At 62.6% G+C, this 19,425-nt stretch carries 20 protein-coding genes; 15 read left to right on the top strand and 5 right to left on the bottom strand.

The genetic code is table 11. The features are described from left to right. Positions 1-4: 4 nt before the first annotated feature. A complete protein-coding gene (gene rsmD, locus C501_RS0105960) occupies positions 5-595 on the top strand; it encodes a 16S rRNA (guanine(966)-N(2))-methyltransferase RsmD (protein ID WP_018134719.1) in 591 nt (196 codons plus the stop codon). A 3-nt stretch (positions 596-598) separates the two neighbouring features. Here rsmD and C501_RS0105955 read toward each other — a convergent pair whose 3' ends face one another. Then, positions 599-1,384 (bottom strand): spermidine synthase, encoded by a 786-nt coding sequence (locus C501_RS0105955; RefSeq protein WP_018134718.1) that lies wholly within the window; start codon positions 1,382-1,384, stop codon positions 599-601. Then, complete coding sequence (locus tag C501_RS0105950) at positions 1,381-1,881, bottom strand: MarR family winged helix-turn-helix transcriptional regulator (RefSeq protein WP_018134717.1); 501 nt, start codon at positions 1,879-1,881, stop codon at positions 1,381-1,383. The genes C501_RS0105955 and C501_RS0105950 overlap by 4 nt, the downstream gene beginning before the upstream one ends. 111 nt (positions 1,882-1,992) lie before the next feature. On the opposite strand from C501_RS0105950, the gene C501_RS0105945 reads away from it, so the two are divergent. The 11 genes from C501_RS0105945 (at position 1,993) to C501_RS0105890 (ending at position 14,017) form a co-directional block, all read left to right on the top strand. Next, on the top strand, positions 1,993-2,895 hold the full coding sequence (locus C501_RS0105945; protein WP_018134716.1) for an NADP-dependent oxidoreductase: 903 nt from the start codon (positions 1,993-1,995) through the stop codon (positions 2,893-2,895). Between the two features lie 88 nt (positions 2,896-2,983). Further along, entirely contained in the window at positions 2,984-3,451 is a 468-nt protein-coding gene (gene coaD, locus C501_RS0105940) for a pantetheine-phosphate adenylyltransferase (RefSeq protein ID WP_018134715.1), read from the top strand. A gap of 114 nt (positions 3,452-3,565) precedes the next feature. Beyond that, positions 3,566-4,138, top strand: coding sequence for a YceD family protein (locus C501_RS13955; protein WP_156807658.1), 573 nt, complete (start codon positions 3,566-3,568; stop codon positions 4,136-4,138). Between the two features lie 20 nt (positions 4,139-4,158). Then, the gene (gene rpmF, locus C501_RS0105930) at positions 4,159-4,362 is read left to right on the top strand and encodes a 50S ribosomal protein L32 (RefSeq protein WP_018134713.1); all 204 of its coding nucleotides are present in this window, start codon (positions 4,159-4,161) and stop codon (positions 4,360-4,362) included. Between the two features lie 16 nt (positions 4,363-4,378). Beyond that, positions 4,379-5,137, top strand: a complete 759-nt coding sequence (gene rnc / locus C501_RS0105925; protein ID WP_051064485.1) for a ribonuclease III — start codon at positions 4,379-4,381, stop codon at positions 5,135-5,137. A 2-nt stretch (positions 5,138-5,139) separates the two neighbouring features. Then, the gene (gene mutM, locus C501_RS0105920) at positions 5,140-6,102 is read left to right on the top strand and encodes a bifunctional DNA-formamidopyrimidine glycosylase/DNA-(apurinic or apyrimidinic site) lyase (protein WP_018134711.1); all 963 of its coding nucleotides are present in this window, start codon (positions 5,140-5,142) and stop codon (positions 6,100-6,102) included. Positions 6,103-6,124: 22 nt separating this feature from the next. Continuing rightward, positions 6,125-9,763 (top strand): chromosome segregation protein SMC, encoded by a 3,639-nt coding sequence (smc, locus tag C501_RS0105915; RefSeq protein WP_018134710.1) that lies wholly within the window; start codon positions 6,125-6,127, stop codon positions 9,761-9,763. 341 nt (positions 9,764-10,104) lie between these two features. Beyond that, positions 10,105-10,776 (top strand): response regulator transcription factor, encoded by a 672-nt coding sequence (locus C501_RS0105910; RefSeq protein WP_018134709.1) that lies wholly within the window; start codon positions 10,105-10,107, stop codon positions 10,774-10,776. Positions 10,777-10,861: 85 nt separating this feature from the next. Continuing rightward, positions 10,862-12,082, top strand: a complete 1,221-nt coding sequence (gene ftsY, locus C501_RS0105905) for a signal recognition particle-docking protein FtsY (protein ID WP_018134708.1) — start codon at positions 10,862-10,864, stop codon at positions 12,080-12,082. Positions 12,083-12,314: 232 nt separating this feature from the next. Further along, positions 12,315-13,682, top strand: a complete 1,368-nt coding sequence (locus C501_RS0105895; RefSeq protein ID WP_018134707.1) for an ammonium transporter — start codon at positions 12,315-12,317, stop codon at positions 13,680-13,682. After that, on the top strand, positions 13,679-14,017 hold the full coding sequence (locus tag C501_RS0105890) for a P-II family nitrogen regulator (protein ID WP_018134706.1): 339 nt from the start codon (positions 13,679-13,681) through the stop codon (positions 14,015-14,017). The genes C501_RS0105895 and C501_RS0105890 overlap by 4 nt, the downstream gene beginning before the upstream one ends. A gap of 26 nt (positions 14,018-14,043) precedes the next feature. Here C501_RS0105890 and C501_RS0105885 read toward each other — a convergent pair whose 3' ends face one another. Beyond that, the gene (locus C501_RS0105885; protein ID WP_018134705.1) at positions 14,044-15,525 is read right to left on the bottom strand and encodes a glucose-6-phosphate dehydrogenase; all 1,482 of its coding nucleotides are present in this window, start codon (positions 15,523-15,525) and stop codon (positions 14,044-14,046) included. 116 nt (positions 15,526-15,641) lie between these two features. On the opposite strand from C501_RS0105885, the gene ffh reads away from it, so the two are divergent. Continuing rightward, positions 15,642-17,219, top strand: a complete 1,578-nt coding sequence (ffh, locus tag C501_RS0105880) for a signal recognition particle protein (RefSeq protein WP_018134704.1) — start codon at positions 15,642-15,644, stop codon at positions 17,217-17,219. Positions 17,220-17,279: 60 nt separating this feature from the next. Here the strand turns inward: ffh and C501_RS0105875 are convergent, their stop codons facing one another. Further along, positions 17,280-18,188, bottom strand: a complete 909-nt coding sequence (locus tag C501_RS0105875) for an SDR family oxidoreductase (RefSeq protein ID WP_018134703.1) — start codon at positions 18,186-18,188, stop codon at positions 17,280-17,282. A gap of 104 nt (positions 18,189-18,292) precedes the next feature. On the opposite strand from C501_RS0105875, the gene C501_RS0105870 reads away from it, so the two are divergent. Next, on the top strand, positions 18,293-18,880 hold the full coding sequence (locus C501_RS0105870; protein ID WP_043568382.1) for a TetR/AcrR family transcriptional regulator: 588 nt from the start codon (positions 18,293-18,295) through the stop codon (positions 18,878-18,880). 3 nt (positions 18,881-18,883) lie between these two features. Here C501_RS0105870 and C501_RS0105865 read toward each other — a convergent pair whose 3' ends face one another. Further along, complete coding sequence (locus tag C501_RS0105865) at positions 18,884-19,141, bottom strand: SDR family oxidoreductase (protein ID WP_018134701.1); 258 nt, start codon at positions 19,139-19,141, stop codon at positions 18,884-18,886. 69 nt (positions 19,142-19,210) lie between these two features. Between C501_RS0105865 and C501_RS14595 the strand changes: the two genes are divergently transcribed. Further along, positions 19,211-19,425 (top strand): transposase (locus tag C501_RS14595; RefSeq protein ID WP_026174664.1); only part of this gene is annotated, 215 nt, incomplete at its 3' end.

Raw genomic sequence — 19,425 nt, 5'->3', positions numbered from 1 at the left:
CGTCATGAGCCGCATCATCGCCGGTGTCGCCGGAGGTCATCCGCTGTTTTCGGTCCCCGGGGAAGGCACCAGGCCCACGACGGACCGTGTGAAAGAAGCATTGTTCTCTCGTCTGGAGGCTTTGGGTGCTCTTCAGGATGCCAGGGTGCTGGATCTCTACGCCGGTTCCGGGGCGCTCGGCGCCGAAAGCGCCAGCCGGGGCGCCAGGGAGGTACTGCTGATCGAGGCGAATGCCCGGGCAGCGGAGGCTTGCCGTCGTAATGCCCAGCTCGTCAACCGGGTGCTGGGTGCTGAGGCGGTGCAGGTGCATCAGGGCAAAGCGGAGGCCTTCCTACGCAGGCACAGCGGCTCCGCGGCAGCCGATGAGGCTGGCAGGCAGGGCTGGGATCTGGTGTTCACGGATCCGCCGTACGCCCTGGGCGATGCGGAGCTGGCCGAGGTGCTGGGACTGCTGCTGCCGCAGCTCGCCGCAGATGCGGTCATCGTGGTGGAACGCTCAAGCCGCTCCCCGGAGCCGCACTGGCCCGCGGGAATGGAACGCTTCGCGGGAAAAGCCTATGGCGAGACGCAGCTCTGGTTCGCCGAGACTGTCTGAATCTCAACGGCAGAAATCCTCAAGCTCCATACCGCTCAGCAGCTGTGCCGGATGCGGGCCGGCTTGATTGAGCTGTTCGGTCCAGGCTGCCGGCCACCGCCGAGTGCCCGGTTCCACCGCTGCGAAGATCAGGTTCCCGGGGTAGCGGCCGCTGAACATCTGCTGGTTCCCGAAGAGCGCGGTGGCAGGGAAGACCTGACCTGCCGACTGCTGGATCAGTTTCACCAGGGGCAGCCCCGGATCGTCGCCGATATTCACCACGAGCACTCCGCCTGCTGCGAGCAGGGCCGCCAGTTCGGCGAAATACTCCGGTGCGATGAGCTCTTCGGGAACTGGCAGGCCGCTGAAGATATCCAGCACGATGGCGTCGAAGCGGCGGGTTCCGTTTCCCTTGGCTGCCTCCAGGTCCGAGCGGACATCGCCGACGAGCATGTCCAGCTGGGTGCCGGCAGGTAAGGGCAAATATTCGAGTACGAACCCTGGGAGCTCCCGTTCGCGTTCTATGGCAGTCTGCTGCGAGCCTGGCCGGGTCACGGCGATTTGCCTGGCCAGGGTGAGTGCGCCGGCTCCGAGATGCAGTACCGACACCGCTTCCCCCGCTGGCCGGAAGGCATCGAGCAGTGCGCCGATCCGGTGTAGGTATTCATACTGCAGCCGGGCCGGCTGCGCTAGGTCCACATGGGACTGCTCGGCTCCGCCGATCTCCAGCACGCTGCCGCCGCTCAGCTCATCCGGCACGATCCGGGCCAGCAGTCCGGAATCGGAGAGCATCCGCTGAGGCTCCCTCATGACGGGCGTGCCTGCTGGCCGTTCCGGGGTGGGAGGAATTGGAGGCAGTCTTCCTTTAAAAATAGGAGAATAGCTTCGGTGATGTCTTCTAGATGTTCTGCCTGTCCTTCACTGAGTAGGTCGAAAACTCGTCGGCGGATCTCGGTGGCGAATCCGGGTTCCACTTGGTTCACCAACTGGGTGCCCTCCTGTGTCAGCTGGACCTGTGTCTTGCGCGCATCGGAGGGGTCCGTGCTCCGGCTTAGCAGGTTCCGCTTCTCAAGCCTTCCGATGATCCGCGATAAGTGCGAGGGTGTGACGCTGGCTGTAGCTGCTAGGCGACCCATGTGCACCTCGAGGTCTCCGGTCTTGGAAAGCCATCTCAGCACTTGGTACTCCGTAAAGCTGAGAGAGGCGGTGCTTCCGAGATAAGCATCCAGTTCGGACGGCAGCCACATGATTACCCCGGACAGCAGGGTGAAAGCCCGTTCCTGTTGGGGGGAGAGGTGGTCATTCACGCTTCACATTTTAGCATTACTTGCTGCGGAAAATGTTTCATAGTAAATTTACTTTCCGTGGAAAGTAAATTTACTCCCACTATAAATTCAGCACAAACCATAGGAGATATCATGCGCGCCGCTCGTTTCTATAGCTACGGATCCCCGGAGGTGCTGATTGTTGATGAAGCCCCCGAGCCCCACGCGATCGAAGGATCGGTGCGCATCAAGGTGGAGGCTAGTAGCGTGAATCCCATAGATTACCTCTTAAGAGGCGGGGGCTTTCAGGACGTCATGCCGCTAAACCTTCCGGCAATACCAGGCCGGGACGCCGCAGGAGTGGTCGATGAGGTTGGTGCTGGTGTCACAGATACTGCAGTGGGCGACAGAGTCTTCGGCCTCGGTGGAGTAAGTGATACTACCGCTGAATACGCGGTGCTCACCGCGTGGAGCGTGATCCCGGAAGGCTGGTCGATGGCCCAGGCCGCTGCGGCAGGGCTCGCTGCTGCTACCGCAGAGGCTGCGCTGGAAGTGCTCGGGGATCTGAAAGGTAAGGCCCTGTTTGTCGAAGGCCCATCGGGTGCTGTTGGTGGCGCCGCCGCTGCTATCGCGCTCTCGGCGGGTGCGACTGTCATCGGTTCCGGGCGGGAGGCGAGCCATGATTACCTAAGATCTCTTGGCGTGGTCCCGGTCAGCTATGGCCCGGGTCTGATCGATCGTGTCGCACAGATTGCCCCAGACGGAGTTGACGCGGCTTTGCATGCCGCCCCGTCAGCATCGTTACCAGATTTGGTGACGATTGCCGGGTCCCCAGGTCGCGTGGTGACAGTGATCGATGATGAAGGCGCAGCGCGATATGGTCTCCATAAGGTCAATGCCCGCAACGAATCTGCGTTGCTCAGGCACGCAGCGGCGCTCGGCCGCGAGGGCTCGTATACGCCCAGGGTCGATCACATTCTGCCGGTGAGTGATATCGCCGAGGCGCACCGTATCGCGGAAAGCGGTGGCGGCAAAGTCGTCGTGACTCAACCCTGATTATATTTCGGGTCGCGCCAGTTATGTATGTGTGAATTTACGCTACGCGGTAGTGTGGTCGGCATGTATCAAGAGGTAGATTAACTTCATGCGACGTGTTGTCTGCCCCGGATCCTTCGATCCTATTCATAATGGTCATCTTGAAGTGATCACTCGGGCCGCAGCCCTTTTCGATGAAGTAATCGTCGCGGTTTCCACGAACTATTCCAAGAAGTACCGGTTCAGTCTGGAGGAGCGGCTGGCGATGGCTAAGGAGACTTTCGCTTCGCTGAGTGGCATCATCGTGGAACCGATGGATGATGGCCTGCTCGCTGAATATTGCCATCGGCGGGGAGCCAGCGCTATCGTCAAGGGCTTGCGCTCCGCCCTGGATTATGAATACGAGGCACCGATGGCGGTGATGAACCGCCAGCTTAGCAGCGTGGAAACAGTCTTCCTTCTGGGGGAGGCCCGGTACGCACATCTGTCATCGACCATGATCAAAGAAGTCACGCAATTAGGAGGGGACGTCTCGGGCTATGTGCCTCGTGGCGTTCTGCGCGAGCTCAAAAGCTAGATTAGAACTACCAAAGGCCGAGGAAAGCCAAGCTGAGAATCTGGCGTTTGAGTAGAACTCTGCTTTCAGGCTAAGATAGTTCGTCGGTCATAGATTTTTCAACAGGAGTCGATCATCAACGCGAGTCACCGCTCCGGCGAATCGCCGCTCCGGGTTGCGATCAGAGAATTCGGTCGCAGCCCCGGTAGCACCCGGTCGATCCAACAGACCATACCCGCGCCGGGAGATCTCGGTTCGGGCATGATCGCGGTTCAGGAAGGGTCACCCGTTGACCTGGATCTGAGCTTAGAAGCCGTGCACGAGGGAATCTTCGTCTCGGGTGCCGCACGCGTCCACGGGACGGGTGAGTGCAGCCGATGCCTTGATCCTCTTGAGCGTGACTTCGATATCGATATCCAGGAAATGTTCTTCTTCGAAGCTCCCGAGCCGGTTCGGGCTCGGGGCGGAGACGAAGAAGCTGATGATGAACAGCGCCTGATCGAGGACGAGATGATCGACCTCGACCCGGCGCTTCGGGACGCGGTAGTCACTGCACTGCCGTTCCAACCGGTGTGCCGGGATGATTGCCCAGGCCTGTGCTCCGAATGCGGAGTGCACTTGGCGGACCACCCCGGCCACCACCATGAGGCTGTGGATCCTCGCTGGGATGCACTTCGTGGCTTCACCGAAGATCCAGAGCAGAAGTAGACGAGAGAAAAGAGTTAGCCGTGGCTGTTCCCAAGCGGAAGATGTCCCGCTCCAATACGCGAGCCCGCCGCTCTCAGTGGAAGGCCGCTGCCCCTAACCTGGTCAAGACTGTCGAGAACGGTCAAGTGACGTACTCACTGCCGCACCAGGCCAAAGTTGTCTCCGATTCGGCCGGTACTCCGCTTTTCCTTGAGTACAAGGGCCGCAAGGTCGCCGACATCTGAGTCTGGCCTGACCACGATGAGGTCTGGGTCCAAAGCCGGGGCAGGCCAGAGCGTGCCTGATTACACCGCGCTTCAGAAGCGTCTCGGCGTCGATATCGACGCCGAGACTCTTCGTCTTGCGCTGACTCATCGTTCCTATGCCTATGAGCACGGCGGTATTCCAACCAACGAGCGCCTTGAGTTCCTCGGCGATTCGGTTCTCGGGTTCTCGGTGACGGACGCATTGTTCCGAGATAACCCGGACCTTGCCGAGGGCGAGCTGGCCAAGCGGCGCTCCGCGGTGGTCAGCACTCGTGCCCTGGCCGGCGTCGCCCGAGGCCTGGGCCTCGGCGATTTCATCCTGCTGGGTCAGGGCGAGCAGATCACCCATGGCAAGAACAAAGCCTCGATCCTGGCCGACACGATGGAAGCGATTATCGGGGCCACCTACCTCTGTCACGGCATCGAAGCCGCCCGGCAGCTGGTGATGCGCCTGGTCGGCGAACTACTCAGGAACGTCGAAGCGCTAGGGGCTGCGACCGACTGGAAGACCAGCATCCAAGAGCACGCCGCGATGAACCACCTTGGCTCGGTGCGGTACGAAGTCGTCGGCGAAGGGCCGGATCACGCCCGCATCTACCACGCTACGCTGATCATCGGTGAAACCCGTTACGAGAACGGAAGCGGGCACTCCAAAAAAGAAGCCGAGCAGGAAGCAGCAGCACGGAGCTGGCTGGCTTTCAAGAGCGCGGAAACCTCAGAGCTGCATGCCGATAAGTCTGATCACGGGGCGTAAAAGTGCCTGAGCTGCCTGAAGTAGAGGTGGTCCGATCCGGCCTCGAGCGCTGGGCCGCAGGCCGGGTGATAGAAGATGTCGAGGTCCTGGACCCGCGATCGCTGCGCCGCCACGCGAGTGGCACGGAAGACTTCCGGGCCCGGTTGCTGGGGCGCCGTCTGGAGCGAGTCGTGCGGCGCGGTAAATTCCTCTGGCTGCCGCTGAGTAGCAATGATTCTGATCCGACCGCAGACCCCGGAACCTATCTTCCTGAAGACTATGCGCTGTTGGCGCATTTGGGCATGAGCGGCCAGCTACTCATCCAGCCCGAATCCCACCCCGACGAACGTCATCTCAAGGTCCGGCTGCGTCTGGCACCCCGGGCGGATGCGCCCCCGGAACTGAGATTCATCGACCAGAGGATCTTTGGCGGAATGCATCTGGCCCCGCTGATCCCCACCCCGGACGGCTTGCCGGCAGGCGCGGGGGACGAGGATAACCGCCCGGGGCTGATCGCCGCCGAAGCCGCGCATATCGCCCGTGATCCGCTGGACCCGTATTTCGACGAACGCGCTTTTATCCGGACGCTGCGTCGCAAGGCCACCGAGATCAAACGCGCCCTGTTGGATCAGACCCTGATCTCGGGGATCGGGAACATCTACGCGGATGAGGCCCTATGGGCCAGCCGCATCCATTACGCCCGCCCGGCCGCGCGGCTCACCGGGCCTCAGATCTCCTCGTTGCTCACCGAAGTCCGCGCGGTCATGCGGTCGGCCTTGGCCGCCGGTGGTACCAGCTTCGACTCGCTCTACGTCAATGTCAACGGCTCGTCCGGGTACTTCGAGCGCTCCCTGCAGGCCTACGGGCGGGAGGGGCAGCCCTGCTCGCGCTGTCAGAGTCTCATCAGGAGAGAGCCATTCATGAATCGCTCCTCCTACTTCTGCCCGCGTTGCCAGAGCCGGCCCCGAACCAGGCGCGTCGGATGAGTTTCCGGGAAGCGGGCGTCGCATGCATCTGAAAAGCCTCACGCTGCGCGGATTCAAATCCTTCGCCTCGGCGACGACCTTCGAGTTCGAGCCCGGAGTGACCGCGGTGGTCGGCCCCAACGGCTCGGGCAAATCGAATGTCGTCGACGCCCTGGCCTGGGTGATGGGGGAGCAAGGGGCCAAAACGCTGCGCGGCGGCAAGATGGAGGACGTCATCTTCGCGGGTACCGCGGGCAGGCCGCCGCTGGGCCGTGCCCAGGTCTCCCTGACCATCGATAATTCCGATGGTGCGCTGCCGATCGACTACACCGAAGTCACCATCTCCCGGACGCTTTTCCGCACTGGCGGCAGCGAGTACGCCATCAACGGCGAGGGCTGCCGATTGCTGGATATCCAGGAACTGCTCTCCGATTCCGGGCTGGGCCGGGAAATGCACGTCATCGTCGGCCAGGGGCAGCTGGACCGAGTGCTGCACGCCACCGCCGAGGACCGCCGCGGCTTCATCGAAGAAGCCGCCGGGGTGCTCAAGCACCGGCGACGCAAGGAGAAGACCTTGCGCAAACTAGAGGCAATGCAGGCCAATGTCACCCGCCTGGAAGACCTGGTCGCTGAGATCCGGCGGCAGCTCGCGCCTCTGGGCAGACAGGCCGAAGTCGCTCGCCGGGCCCAGACCGTGCAGTTCGAGGTCCGGGACGCTCGGGCTCGGCTCATGGCCGATGATCTGGTTCAGTTGCAGGATTCCCTGGCGCAGGACGTAGCTGATGAAACCTCCCTCAAGGAACGGCGCGCCGAAGTGGAACAAGCTCTGGAGCTGCGTCGCCGCAGGCAGGCCGAGCTGGAGCAGGAGGCGACCGCTGCAAGTTCCCGGCTCGGGGCAATCCGGGAGACCTGGTACAGCATCTCCTCGCAGCGCGAGAGGCTGAGGTCGCTTGCCTCCCTGGCCGCCGAACGGCACCGGCTGCTCGGTGCTCCTGCGGCCTCCGATGATCTCGGCTCTGGGCGGGAGCCGGAACGGCTGGAGCAGCAGGCGGCTCAGCTGCGCGTCGAACAGCAGCAGCTGCGTCACGAGGTGCAGGAGCGCACCGAGGCCCTGGCCCGAGCGGTGGAGTCTAAGACATCGGTGGAAGCCGCGGTGTCCGCCGAAGAGCAGCGGCTCACCCTGATTCTGCGCGCCAGCGCGGATCGGCGAGAGTCATTGGCGCGGATCGCGGGGCAAGTGGGTTCGGCCCGCTCACGAGCCGAAGCCGCAGAAGCGGAACTCGGCAGGCTCCGGCAAGCCCAGCAGGAGGCTCAGCAGCGCAGACAAGATGCACAAGAAGAATTCACCAGCCTGGAGGCTCAGATTGCCGGGGTGGAAGCCGGGGAGGAATCTCTTGACGCCGATTTCGAGACCATCAACAACGAGCTGGGTCAGCTGGAGGCAGAGCACACTCAGCTTACCGAGCAGCGGCAGCAGGCCGAACGGGAGCGAGAATCCTTGACCGCTCGGCGGGATGCGCTGCGGGTGGGCCTGGAGCATCGGAATGGCTCCGACCGCCTGTTCAGCTCGGGAAATCAGGGCGTGCTCCGCACCTTAGCCGAGGCCCTCACAGTGCAATCCGGTCACGAAGCGGCCATCGCCGCGGCCCTGGGCAGTGCAGCCGACGCGGTGCTGATGGCCGATTTCGATGCAGCCGCCTCTGCTGTTGACTGGGCGCGCCAGGATGACGCCGGCCGGCTAGAGATCCTGCTCGCAGTACCTGTTCAGCCGGAGCACGGCGCCTCCGGAGAGGTCAGCGAGCAGGCGGCTCGGCGAGTCGCAGAGCAGATCCCCTCAGCGCTTGCCGCCGTGGACGCGGTCACGGTGGATCCCGAGCTCGTCTGGCTCGTGCGCAGGCTGCTCGGCCAGACGGTATTGGTTCCCGGCTTTGCTGAAGCCACGATAGCTATCGACGCCGATCCTGAGATCACCGCGGTCACTGCGCAAGCCGACGTCTTCACGCGTTACTCAGTCCGGGGCGGGTCAACCTCGGCACCCTCGCAACTGGAGTTGCTCGCCGTGATCGAGGAGACCGAATCACGGATCAACGAACTCACCGCGCAAGCCGAGCGTGCGAACTTTCAGCTCTCAGGCTTGACCGGACGCCTAGAGCAGGCCCGGGCGGATGCTGATACCGCTTTGCAGCGCCTCAACGAATCCGACGCCCGAATGGCTTCGGTCGCCGAGCGCCTCGGCACCCTGGGCAGCACCTTGCGCTCCGCAGTCGCCGAAAGCGAGCGCCATGAGCGCGCCATCGACGCTGCGGCAAGCAGCCTGACCGCAGAACGGCAAGCCCTCGCCGCAGCTTCGGAACGCTTGACCGCGGCCCAGGACGCGCCGGAAGAAGCCGAGCCTGCCACAGATCTGCGTGATGAGCTGATGACCGCTGCGGCAGCGGCACGGGCTTCGGAGATGGATGCCCGCCTCGCGCTACGCAGTGGAGAGGAGCAGCTTAGCGCACTCGACTCACGTGCCTCCTCGCTCGAACGTGCAGCGCAGAACGAACGCAAAGCCAGGGCGCAGGCAGCGCAGCGGGTGCGCGCACGGCAGGTCCAGGCGAAAAAGGCCGCTGCCGTTGCTAGGGCAGCAGGCTCGGCGCTCCAGTACGCCGATGTCTCCGTCGAACGGGCCGGCCGGAGCAGAGACGAGGCTGAAGAGCGTCAGACCGCTCAGGAGGCAGAACTGGCAGAGTTGCGCACCGGGAACGAGGCGCTCGCGGCGGAGCTCGCGCAGCTCACCGACTCAGTGCATCGGGATGAACTGGCCCGGGCGCAGCAGCGCCTGCGCATTGAGGCCCTGGAGAACCGCGCTATCGAGGAGCTCGGTTTCACCGCGGAGCATCTCCTGGCCGAGTATGGGCCGCAGGTACTCATTCCATCCGGCCCGAGGCAGGGCGGGAACATGCAGGATGGGGACAAATGGGCGCAGCTGCGCGTCGAGGTCGATGCCGACGGGCAGCCGCTCCGTGCCGAAGGAGTCCCTTTCGTCCGGGCGGAGCAGGAGAAGCGGCTGCGCCGCGCCGAACGGGACCTCAGCACACTCGGCAAGGTCAATCCGCTGGCGCTTGAAGAGTTTGCCGCATTGGAGGAACGGCACCAGTTCCTGGCCAGTCAGCTCGAAGACCTCAGATCCAGTCGGAAAGACCTCCTGGACATCATCAGGGAAGTCGACCAACGGGTGGAGCAGGTCTTCACCGAGGCTTTCGCCGATACCGCTCAGCAGTTCGAGCGGGTTTTCGGGCGGCTCTTCCCCGGCGGCGAAGGCCGGCTGGTGCTCACCGACCCCTCGGATATGCTCACCACCGGAATCGAGGTCGAAGCGCGCCCCGCGGGCAAGAAGATCAAGCGTCTTTCGCTGCTCTCCGGCGGTGAGCGCTCGCTGACCGCGGTCGCTCTGCTCGTCGCCATTTTCAAGGCGCGGCCCTCGCCCTTCTACGTCATGGATGAAGTAGAAGCCGCCCTGGATGATACGAACCTCGGCCGCCTGCTGACCATCTTCGAAGAGCTGCGCGAATCGAGTCAGCTCATCGTCATCACCCACCAGAAGCGCACCATGGACGTCGCCGACGCACTCTATGGTGTCAGCATGCGCGGTGATGGAGTCTCTGCCGTGATCGGCCAGCGGATTTCCGCAGAGGCCTGAATTAACGAAATTAACGAATGTTACTCCCCAGTAAAACTCACGGGTAACAAAGTAAGTTAGTGCAAAATTAGGGGAAAGCGCAATAACTTGCGGATCCTGCGTTTAAGATATAGCCACTTGGCTATCGCAGGCGGCTCATCCTGGCTGATAGTCTCAATGTGGCGCGAGCGTGATGCGTCCGGCCCGTACAAGATATCGGGCTGATTCGCCATTTGGCTTAGTTCCACCCACCGGGCATTGGTGGAGAACGAGAATAGGAGTCATGGGTGAGCCTTCAAGCAGCCTCTAGACCAACCCTAACTCAGCCGCCAGAGAAGTCTCGGCCGATAAACACCGAATCATTGGCTGAGACCAGACCGATCAAGGTCCACATCGCTGGCGGTGATTTCCTCACCAGGCTGGGGCTAGCGCAGCTATTCGCCGCCGCAGGCTATATTGAAGTCAACGGCATCAGTCGAACTGAGGCCGAGGCTGTGCGCAGATTGCAGACTGACCGGCCGGATATCGCAGTGATCGACACCGAGATCGGTAGTGATACCTGTCTGGCTATTCTCCGTTCACTGCGCCTGGCACGATCCCGCACGAAAGTCATCGTGCTGGCCTCCGTGGAGGCAATGGGCAGCATGGAGGCCATGATCGAAGCCGGTGCCGCGAGCTTCCTGGATAAACGGTCGATGCTGGAAGACATCGCGGTGATCGTCCGGATCATCAGCGCCGGGGGAGTCGTCTACGCCTCCCGGCCGCAGCTGGGCCGGCTCTCGGCGTTCCGCAAGCTGGACAGCCCCTCCGCTGCGCGTTTCAGTTCGCTGAGCCTGCGCGATCGCCGGATCGTCAGAGCTATCGCCAACGGTCTGACCAACGCGCAGATCGGTACTCTGCTGCATATCAGCGAAGCCACGGTCAAAGCTCATCTGGCCCAGATCATGCGCAGCGTGGGCATAGATAACCGGGTCCAGCTCGCGGTGGCCGCTGACCACGCCGGGCTGCTGAGCGACGACGAAGACGAGGGCTGAGCAGCCGTCAGTGGAATCCCCGGGCTTTGCTGAGAGCTGTGCCCGGGGATGGGGATAGCCCCCACGCTATGAGAAGCTAGAACATGTGAATGATCTCTGGCTTGTCATCTTGTACCTCGTCGTGGCGATCGCTGTTCTAGGCGGTCTGATCACAGTTCTGATCCGGGCTTCCCGTAGTGGTCTGGGTTCCTGGACAAAAACCGAGGATCAGGATGCCGGCAGTGTTCCTGATCAAGGTCTTGAGCCGCCGGGAACACAAGATGAAACGGCGCAGAGGCCGGATTCACCCGCTGGACCAGAAGCTGCCGGGACGGCTGGGCCCACGACGGGTGAGCCGGAACTGCCGGATACTGCAGAACCTGTGGAACATCGCGAGCAGCCGGAGCCGGTCGCCGGCCGCTTGCAGCGGCTCCGTGCGCGCCTGGCCAAGTCCAATAGCGCACTCGGCCGCAGTCTGCTCGCTCTGCTGGCCAGCGATAAGATCGACGAATCCACCTGGGACGAAATCGAAGAGACGCTCTTGCTGGCGGATATCGGCACCGAACCGAGCATGCAACTGGTAGAGACCCTGCGCGAACGCGTGAAGATCATGGGCAGCCGCACTCCGGAAGAAGTGCACGGGATGCTGCGGGAAGAGCTCATCAAGTTGCTCGGCCCTGACCTCGACCGCTCGCTGGCCACGGAGCCGCAAGGCGGTCTGCCCGCGGTGACCCTCGTGGTCGGCGTCAACGGAGTCGGCAAGACGACCACGGTGGGTAAGCTCGCCCGGGTTCTGGTGGCCGAGGATAAAGACGTGCTACTGGGTGCGGCGGATACCTTCCGGGCCGCGGCGGCGGAGCAGCTGGCCACCTGGGGCAGCCGGGTCGGTGTGCCCACGGTCAAATCCGATGCCGACGGTGCGGACCCGGCATCGGTGGCATACGAGGCCGTCAAAGCCGGTATCGAGCAAGAAGTCGATGTGGTCATGGTGGATACCGCCGGCCGGCTGCAGAACAAAGTAGGGCTCATGGACGAGCTCGGCAAGGTCAAACGCGTCATCGAGAAACAAGCCCCGGTACGGGAGGCTCTCCTGGTACTGGACGCCACCACGGGGCAGAACGGACTGAACCAGGCGAAAGTCTTCGCCGAAGTCGTCGATATCACCGGAATCGTTCTGACCAAGCTGGATGGCACGGCCAAGGGCGGCATCGTCGTCGCGATCCAGAACACCCTCGGCGTGCCGGTCAAGCTGGTGGGCCTCGGTGAAGGCCCGGACGATCTGGCGCCTTTCGACCCGGAACAATTCATCGACGCCCTGCTCGCCTGAACCGGCGGAAACGCGCCTGAACCATGGGTGCGCTGTAACATCCCGGACAAGAACCGGTGACATAGCCTTTACCTCACCTCACGGCTTGTAACACTCCGGCAACACCTTGCCGACGCTGCGGAAACCTCGGTTGCGCAGAATCGATCTCATCTACTGGCACCAGTTGCCGTGAACATCGTTGTGATCCGGCAGACCTGGATCCAGCCGATTCGAGATGAGAAAGGGCTTGCCCATGAACACCGGTGATACTGCGTGGGTTCTGATCTCCGCAGCCCTCGTGCTGCTGATGACCCCAGGACTAGCCTTTTTCTACGGCGGGATGACGCGCTCCAAAGGCGTTCTGAACATGATCATGATGAGCTTCGGGGCTATCGGTCTAGTGACCGTGCTCTGGGTGCTCTTCGGCTATTCCGCGGCGTTCGGCACGGACCTCTTCGCGGGCCTGCTCGGAAACCCGTTGGAGAAATTCGGCCTGAACGGGGTTCTCGATACCGGTGAAGAGGCTCCGCTCGTCGGTACCATTCCGGAGATCGTCTTCGTCGGGTTCCAAGCGGTTTTCGCCATCCTCACCGTGGCTCTGATCTCGGGTGCCATCGCGGACCGGGCCAAATTCGGTGCCTGGATGCTCTTCGCCGGGATCTGGGTGACTCTGGTGTACTTCCCCGTGGCGCACTGGGTCTTCGATTTCAACGAAGACGCCGATGGCAACCCCATCGGGGGCTGGATCGGCCAGGGCCTCGGAGCCATCGACTTCGCCGGCGGCACCGCCGCGCACATCAACGCCGGGGCAGCCGCGCTCGCCGTGGCGCTCGTGCTGGGCAAGCGCCTGGGCTTCGGCAAGGATCCCAGCCACCGGCCGCATAACCTTCCCTTCGTCATGCTCGGGGCCGGGCTGCTCTGGTTCGGCTGGTTCGGTTTCAACGCGGGCTCGGCGTTGGCGGCCGATGCCACTGCCGGGTACGCCTGGATCAACACGCTGGTCGCTCCGGCGGCGGGCATTCTGGGCTGGCTCTTCGTGGAGAAGATCAGGGACGGCCACGCCACGTCGCTGGGTGCCGCTTCCGGGGTCGTCGCCGGGCTGGTGGCGATCACCCCGGCAGCAGTGGCGATCACCCCGGCGTGGTCTATCGTGCTCGGTGCGCTGGCCGGGGCGGTCTGCGCCCTGGCGGTGGGGCTGAAGTACCGGCTCGGCTACGACGACTCCCTCGACGTCGTGGGAGTGCACCTGGTAGGTGGGCTGCTCGGCACGCTGTTCATCGGCTTCGCGGCAGATCCCGGCTCGCCCGCCGAGGGCGCCGGGCTGTTCTACGGCGGCGGGCTGGAGCTGATCGGCAAGCAGGCGCTGAGTTCCCTGGCCGTCATGGTCTACTCGTTTACGATAGCTTTCGTCATTGCATGGATCATCGATAAGACCATGGGTTTCCGAGTAGCTGAGGAACACGAGATTAACGGCATCGACCTCTCCGTGCACGCCGAGACAGCCTATGAGTTCGGCGGCCGGGTGGGCAGCGCCTTCCAGCCGGCGCAGGGCGCAGGGCGAACAGCAGCGGATGCCTCAGGTCAGGGCACCGGCCATGGACAGCGGAAGGTGGAAGCATGAAGCTCATCACGGCGATCATCCGCCCGGAGAAATTCGATGCAGTCAGGGGTGCGCTGGAAAGCTACGGGGTCCAGGGGCTCACGGTGAGCGCCGCGAACGGTTACGGGCGTCAACGCGGGCACACCGAGATCTATCGGGGAGCCGAATACGTGGTCGATCTGCTGCCGAAGGTGCGGATCGAGATACTCGCCACCGAGGAGCAAGTCGATGACATCGTCGATGTGCTGATCTCTTCCTCTTATACCGGGCGGGCCGGAGACGGCAAGGTGTGGACCGTCGAGGTGCACGAGGCGATGCGCGTCCGTACCGGGGAGCGCGGGCCCGCCGCGGTCTGAGCGGGCTGACCCGGCACTATCCAGGGTTACTCAGGATTATTGGTTGTCCACTCCTCGGGGCCCTGGCTGCCAGCGGGATAGTCGCTCAGACCCTCTGACCCCTGTTCCGCCCAATGCGCCAGCGTCGGCTCGATGATGCCCCAGGACAGTTCTGCGGCATCGCCTCGCACCGACAGCAGCGGATCGCCTTTGAGTACGCTATCCAGCACTTCGCCGTAGGGTAGCAGCGGGTCAGCGGCTAGTTCGGCGCAGAGTTCGATGCTGTTGAGGGTGAACAGATCGCCGGGGCCGTTGACATCGATATCCAACTGCAGAGTGTCCGGGCCGAAGCCGATATGCAACTGGGTCGGCGTATCCGTGCCGCGGAAGCCCGTGGGCAGATGCGGCACGGGCAGGTAGGTGATCACGGCCTCTTTGCGAGTCTTTCCGAGCGCTTTGCCGGAGCGCAGGATGAAGGGTACGCCGGCCCAGCGCCAGTTATTGATGCGCACTTCGATCTGTGCCAGGGTCTCAGTGTTGTTCCCGGGATCAACTCCGTCTTCTGCGGTGTAATCCGGCACCTGACCGCCGGAGACCTGACCGGCGGTGTACCGCGCCCGGAGGCTCTGCTCCGGTGCCGCTGTGCTGGCCCGCAGCACCGCGGACACACCATCGCGGACATCCCGTTCATCAAGCGTCGCGGGCGGTTCCATGGCGATGATCGCCATGATCTGCAGCAGATGGCTCTGCACCATGTCCCGCAGCGCTCCAGCTCGATCGTAATATCCGGCGCGGTTCTCCAGCCCCAGCTCCTCGTCGAAGATGATCTCGACCTGCTGGATATGCCGGGCGTTCCAGAGCGGTTCCAGAAGCTGATTGGCGAAGCGCAGGCCCAGGATATTGAAGACGGTGGATTTGCCGAGGAAGTGATCGACCCGGTGGATGCGCTCTTCCGGCACGAGCGCCGCCAGAACCTGATTGAGCTGATGCGCGGATGCTGCGGACGAGCCGAAAGGCTTCTCCATGACCAACCGGGTGCCCGGAGGAACGTCCTCTGGTGAGAGCAGCTCGCAGGCTTTCTGGCTGACCGCAGGCGGTAACGCGAAATAGACCGCGACCGGCGTCTGCTCGGCTTCTTCGAGCTTGTTCAGCACCCCGGCCAGTGCGCCTTCTTCGGTCACATCCAGTTGCTCGTAACTGGTTCCCTCGAGCACCTCGGCCAGCTTCTGCTCATTCGAGCTGTTCGCTTCTGGCAGAGCTTGTGTGAACGCTTTGGAGACCACATCACGCCATTGCGACTGACTCCAGTCGCTGTTCCCGGCACCGACCAGCCGCAGTGTCGAGGCGCGGCCGGAGGCAATGAGCCTGGCGACCCCCGGCAGCAGCAGGCGAGCGGTCAGATCCCCGGTAGCGCCGAGTATCAGAAGGGTGCGAATGGCATCTTCCGGCTCCGCAGAGGGGCCGGTGCCGCTCACGGAGTCCTGGCTTCGCGGGGCTGTCTGCTGAGTGGTTTCACGAGGCTTTCCCATCTGTCCAGCATGCCACGACTAGGCGCTCAGGCCTGCCTCGGACTTGCCCGGAAAACTCTCTCGGACGGTACTCTTAAGGAGTACATAATAGTTTTCTTCTGAAAGATTCGGCACCGGTGTTCAATTCACTTTCTGATCGGCTGGCTTCAACCTTCAAGAACCTGCGCGGTAAAGGCAAGCTTTCCGAAGCCGAGGTCGATGCGACCGTCCGAGAGATCCGGCGTGCTCTGCTCGATGCCGATGTCGCGGTCCCGGTGGTGCGCGACTTCACCGCCAGGATCCGCGAGCGTGCGCTCGGCGCGGAGGTCTCCGCCGCGCTCAACCCGGCGCAGCAGATCGTCAAGATCGTCAACGAAGAGCTGGTGCAGATCCTGGGTGGCGAGACCCGGCGGATCCGGCTCGCCAAGAATCCGCCGACGGTCATCATGCTGGCCGGTCTCCAAGGCGCTGGTAAGACCACGCTGGCGGGCAAACTGGCCAAATGGCTCAAAGGGCAGGGGCACTCACCGCTGCTCGTGGCCGCCGACCTGCAGCGACCGAACGCGGTCCGCCAGCTGCAAGTGGGCGCCGAACGCGCCGGAGTGGCGATCTTCGCCCCGCATCCGGGAGTCTCCTCGGAGTTCGAGGACCCGACGGGTGATCCGGTGGCGGTCGCCCGGGAAGGCGTAGCCTCGGCTCGGGCGAAGCTGCACGATGTGGTGATCGTCGATACCGCTGGCCGGCTCGGCGTCGATGCCGAGCTGATGCGCCAGGCCGCTGATATCAGGGCCGCGATCTCTCCGGATGAAGTGCTCTTCGTGATCGACGCGATGATCGGCCAGGACGCGGTCAACACCGCGCTGGCCTTCGACGAAGGTGTCGACTTCACCGGCATCGTGCTGTCCAAGCTGGACGGCGATGCCCGCGGCGGCGCGGCGCTCTCGGTGGCCACGGTGACCGGTAAACCGGTGATGTTCGCCTCCACCGGTGAGTCCCTGAACGACTTCGAGGTCTTCCACCCGGACCGGATGGCTTCCCGCATTCTGGATATGGGCGATGTCCTGACGCTCATCGAGCAGGCCGAACAGAACTGGGACAAGGCCGAGGCCGAGCGGATGGCGAAGAAGTTCGCCGATCAGGAAGACTTCACCCTCGACGACTTCCTGGCTCAGATGAGTCAGCTGCGCAATATGGGCTCCATGAAGAAAATGCTCATGATGATGCCCGGTGCGCAGAACATGCGTCAGCAGCTCGAGCAGTTCGATGAGCGCGAGATCGACCGGGTGGAAGCCATCGTCCGCTCGATGACACCGCATGAGCGAGTTGCGCCGAAGATCATCAACGGCTCGCGCCGGGCCCGTATCGCCCGGGGCTCCGGTGTGCACGTTTCTGAGGTGAATGGTCTACTGGAGCGATTCGGTCAGGCTCAGAAGATGATGAAGAAAATGGCCTCCGGCGGCGGTATGCCCGGGATGCCGGGTATGCCAGGTGGCGGTTTTGGCGGTGGCAAAAAGGGTAAAGCCGCTGCGGGTAAGAAGAAAAAAGCCCGCTCCGGTAACCCTGCCAAAGCAGCTCAGGAGTTGCGGGAGGCCGAGGAACGGCGGAATAATCGCAGCGCCCCTGCGTCTGGTGCTGCCTTCGGTGCGCAGAACCAGGATTTTGATCCCTCGGCGATCAATCTACCGAAGGGCTTCGAGAACTTCCTCGGTAAGTAGCCGGAGACGCGTCGAAAGGGTGAGGGAAGAACTAAGTTCTTCCCTCACCCTTTCGGCATTCTACAGTTTGCTGATATCCGGTGCGCCGGTGAGTTCGGCAGCGGCATCCCAGAGCAGTTGCGCATCAGCTTTGCGAGCTGAGCGGGGGATCCGCGCCGGGCGTGCTTCGCCGATCAGGAACCAGCGGGGGCCGTAGTAGGCTCCTTGCTTCGCTGTGGAATCCGTAGCGGCTCGCAGGATCGGTTCGGCGCCCTGGCTGACCTCCATGGAGGGAACGATATTGAGAAACCAGGCCTGGCGGCTGCGCTCGGTCCCCATATTAGGTCCGCTCGTCTGCAGATTGGTGCGGGTGAACCCTGGATGAGCGCCGGTGCTCAGTAGGGGCCAGCCTTTTCGTTCGGCGATCTCGGCCAAATGTGTGGTGAGTAGCATATCGGCAAGCTTGGACTGGTTATAGGCGGCGACTGGCTGATAGTTCTGCTCTGCTTGCAGATCATCATGGTTGATGGAGCCGATATTGGCGGCGCTAGAGCTCATCGTGGCGATACGTGGATTATCAGCTTCGAGCAGCCGGGGGAGAAGCAGCGTAGTGAGCAGGAAGGGGCCCAGGAAGTTGCTGCCGAACTGAAGCTCGAAGCCGTCCTTGGTGGTTTCCCGGGTTGGCGGGGTCATCACGCCGGCATTGTTGATCAGAACATGCAGCGGTTTGCCGTCATCCAGGATCCCGTTGGCGAATTCCCGGATGCTTGCCAGATCGGAGAGATCTATCCGGCGTACTTCGATCTCTGCACCGGGACTCTGTCGGAGAATATCTTGTTTGGCAGCTTCGCCTTTTTCCAGGTTCCGTACCCCGAGGATCAGTGAAGCACCTGCTGCGGCAAGGCGGGTAGCAGTTTCCTTTCCTGTCCCACTATTAGCACCCGTGACGATGATGCGGCGGCCGCTCTGGCTGGGAACGTCGTACGGCATGGAAAGGTCCTCTCGGTCAATGAACTTCTAACTGTCTAGTTGATAGCAGCCTAGATTGGTCTCAATGGCTTGTCAACTATCTGTTTAGTTGGCATGATATGGCTATGCCTCCCATCCACAACCGAGATGCTCAGGCGACCAAGCACCGCCTCCTCGAAGCCGCTGTTGCCGAATTTGCGCACTACGGTATCGCCGGTGCCCGGGTTGACCGGATTGCCAGTGAAGCAGAGTCTAATAAGGCGCAGATTTATCACTACTTCAAAAGCAAAGAGGGGCTTTTCGAGGCGGTGATCGCGGAGCAGCTCACTGAGGTCGTCCGAGAGGTTCCCATTGATGCTGATCAGCTGCCGGAATATGCCGGCCGGCTTTTTGATGGGTACCAGCAGCATCCGGATCTGGCCCGGTTAGCCGTCTGGTACCGCCTGGAACGTCAGCCGGAAGCGCCGATCATTCAGACCGTCCTGGAAAGCAATCAGAAGAAAGCTGCGGCCATTGCGGAAGCGCAGCGGCGCGGGGCCGTTTCTGACTCCTACCCGCCAGAAGTGCTGCTCGGGCTCATCCTGCATCTCAGCTCGCTCTGGGATCTACAGACCCCCGAATACCTGCAGATGACCAGCACTCTGAGCACTGCGGATCGTCGTGATGTGGTGGTTTCCGCGGTCCGGGCGCTCACCGAGCCGGCGAAGAGCTAGCTCTTATAGGGTTGTGTAGCCGCCGTCGATGACGATGTTCTGGCCGGTCACCATCGCGGCTTCAGGCGAAGCCAGGTATCCGATGAGCGCAGCGACCTCAGCGGGCTGAGCGAAACGCCCCACCGGGATTTTTTCCTTGAACGCATCACCCTTTGCGCCAGCCCAGACTTCTTTGCCCATAGCGGTTTCCACCACGGTGGGGGAGACCGCATTCACGGTAATACCGTGCTGTGCCCATTCCGCCGCGAGCACCTGGCTCATCCGGGTCTGCCCCGGGTTTGGTTGACATCTGATCTGTGAGGATTCGTCCTCGCTGGAAGGATGTATCTCTTGCCCAAGCCCTATCCGAAAGAGTTCCGTGACGATGTCGTGGCTGTGGCCCGTAAAGCCCGGGCCCCGTTATCGCAGATTGCGAGAGACTTCGGGATTTCCGAAGCCTCGTTGTTCAACTGGCTGAAAAAAGCAAACATCGAAGACGGGCGCGTGCCGGGCCTGACCGAGGACGAGCGTAAGCAGCTCCGCGAGGCGAACAAGCGGATCCGACT

The sequence above is a fragment of the Acaricomes phytoseiuli DSM 14247 genome, from assembly GCF_000376245.1.
Classification (GTDB): Bacteria; Actinomycetota; Actinomycetes; order Actinomycetales; family Micrococcaceae; genus Renibacterium; species Renibacterium phytoseiuli.
The sequence above is the reverse complement of the archived record's forward strand: the minus strand, read 5'-3'. Positions and strand labels throughout refer to the sequence as shown.

What these genes read in the sequence shown, in the direction of transcription:
- C501_RS0105895 (WP_018134707.1), top strand. Translation starts at nt 12,315, where the DNA reads ATGAACACCGGTGATACTGCGTGGGTTCTGATCTCCGCAGCCCTCGTG.
- C501_RS0105890 (WP_018134706.1), top strand. Translation starts at nt 13,679, where the DNA reads ATGAAGCTCATCACGGCGATCATCCGCCCGGAGAAATTCGATGCAGTC.
- smc (WP_018134710.1), top strand. Translation starts at nt 6,125, where the DNA reads ATGCATCTGAAAAGCCTCACGCTGCGCGGATTCAAATCCTTCGCCTCG.
- C501_RS0105885 (WP_018134705.1), bottom strand. Translation starts at nt 15,525, where the DNA reads ATGGGAAAGCCTCGTGAAACCACTCAGCAGACAGCCCCGCGAAGCCAG.
- C501_RS0105870 (WP_043568382.1), top strand. Translation starts at nt 18,293, where the DNA reads ATGCCTCCCATCCACAACCGAGATGCTCAGGCGACCAAGCACCGCCTC.
- C501_RS0105955 (WP_018134718.1), bottom strand. Translation starts at nt 1,384, where the DNA reads ATGAGGGAGCCTCAGCGGATGCTCTCCGATTCCGGACTGCTGGCCCGG.
- C501_RS0105865 (WP_018134701.1), bottom strand. Translation starts at nt 19,141, where the DNA reads ATGAGCCAGGTGCTCGCGGCGGAATGGGCACAGCACGGTATTACCGTG.
- C501_RS0105875 (WP_018134703.1), bottom strand. Translation starts at nt 18,188, where the DNA reads ATGCCGTACGACGTTCCCAGCCAGAGCGGCCGCCGCATCATCGTCACG.
- rsmD (WP_018134719.1), top strand. Translation starts at nt 5, where the DNA reads ATGAGCCGCATCATCGCCGGTGTCGCCGGAGGTCATCCGCTGTTTTCG.
- coaD (WP_018134715.1), top strand. Translation starts at nt 2,984, where the DNA reads ATGCGACGTGTTGTCTGCCCCGGATCCTTCGATCCTATTCATAATGGT.
- rnc (WP_051064485.1), top strand. Translation starts at nt 4,379, where the DNA reads ATGAGGTCTGGGTCCAAAGCCGGGGCAGGCCAGAGCGTGCCTGATTAC.
- C501_RS0105945 (WP_018134716.1), top strand. Translation starts at nt 1,993, where the DNA reads ATGCGCGCCGCTCGTTTCTATAGCTACGGATCCCCGGAGGTGCTGATT.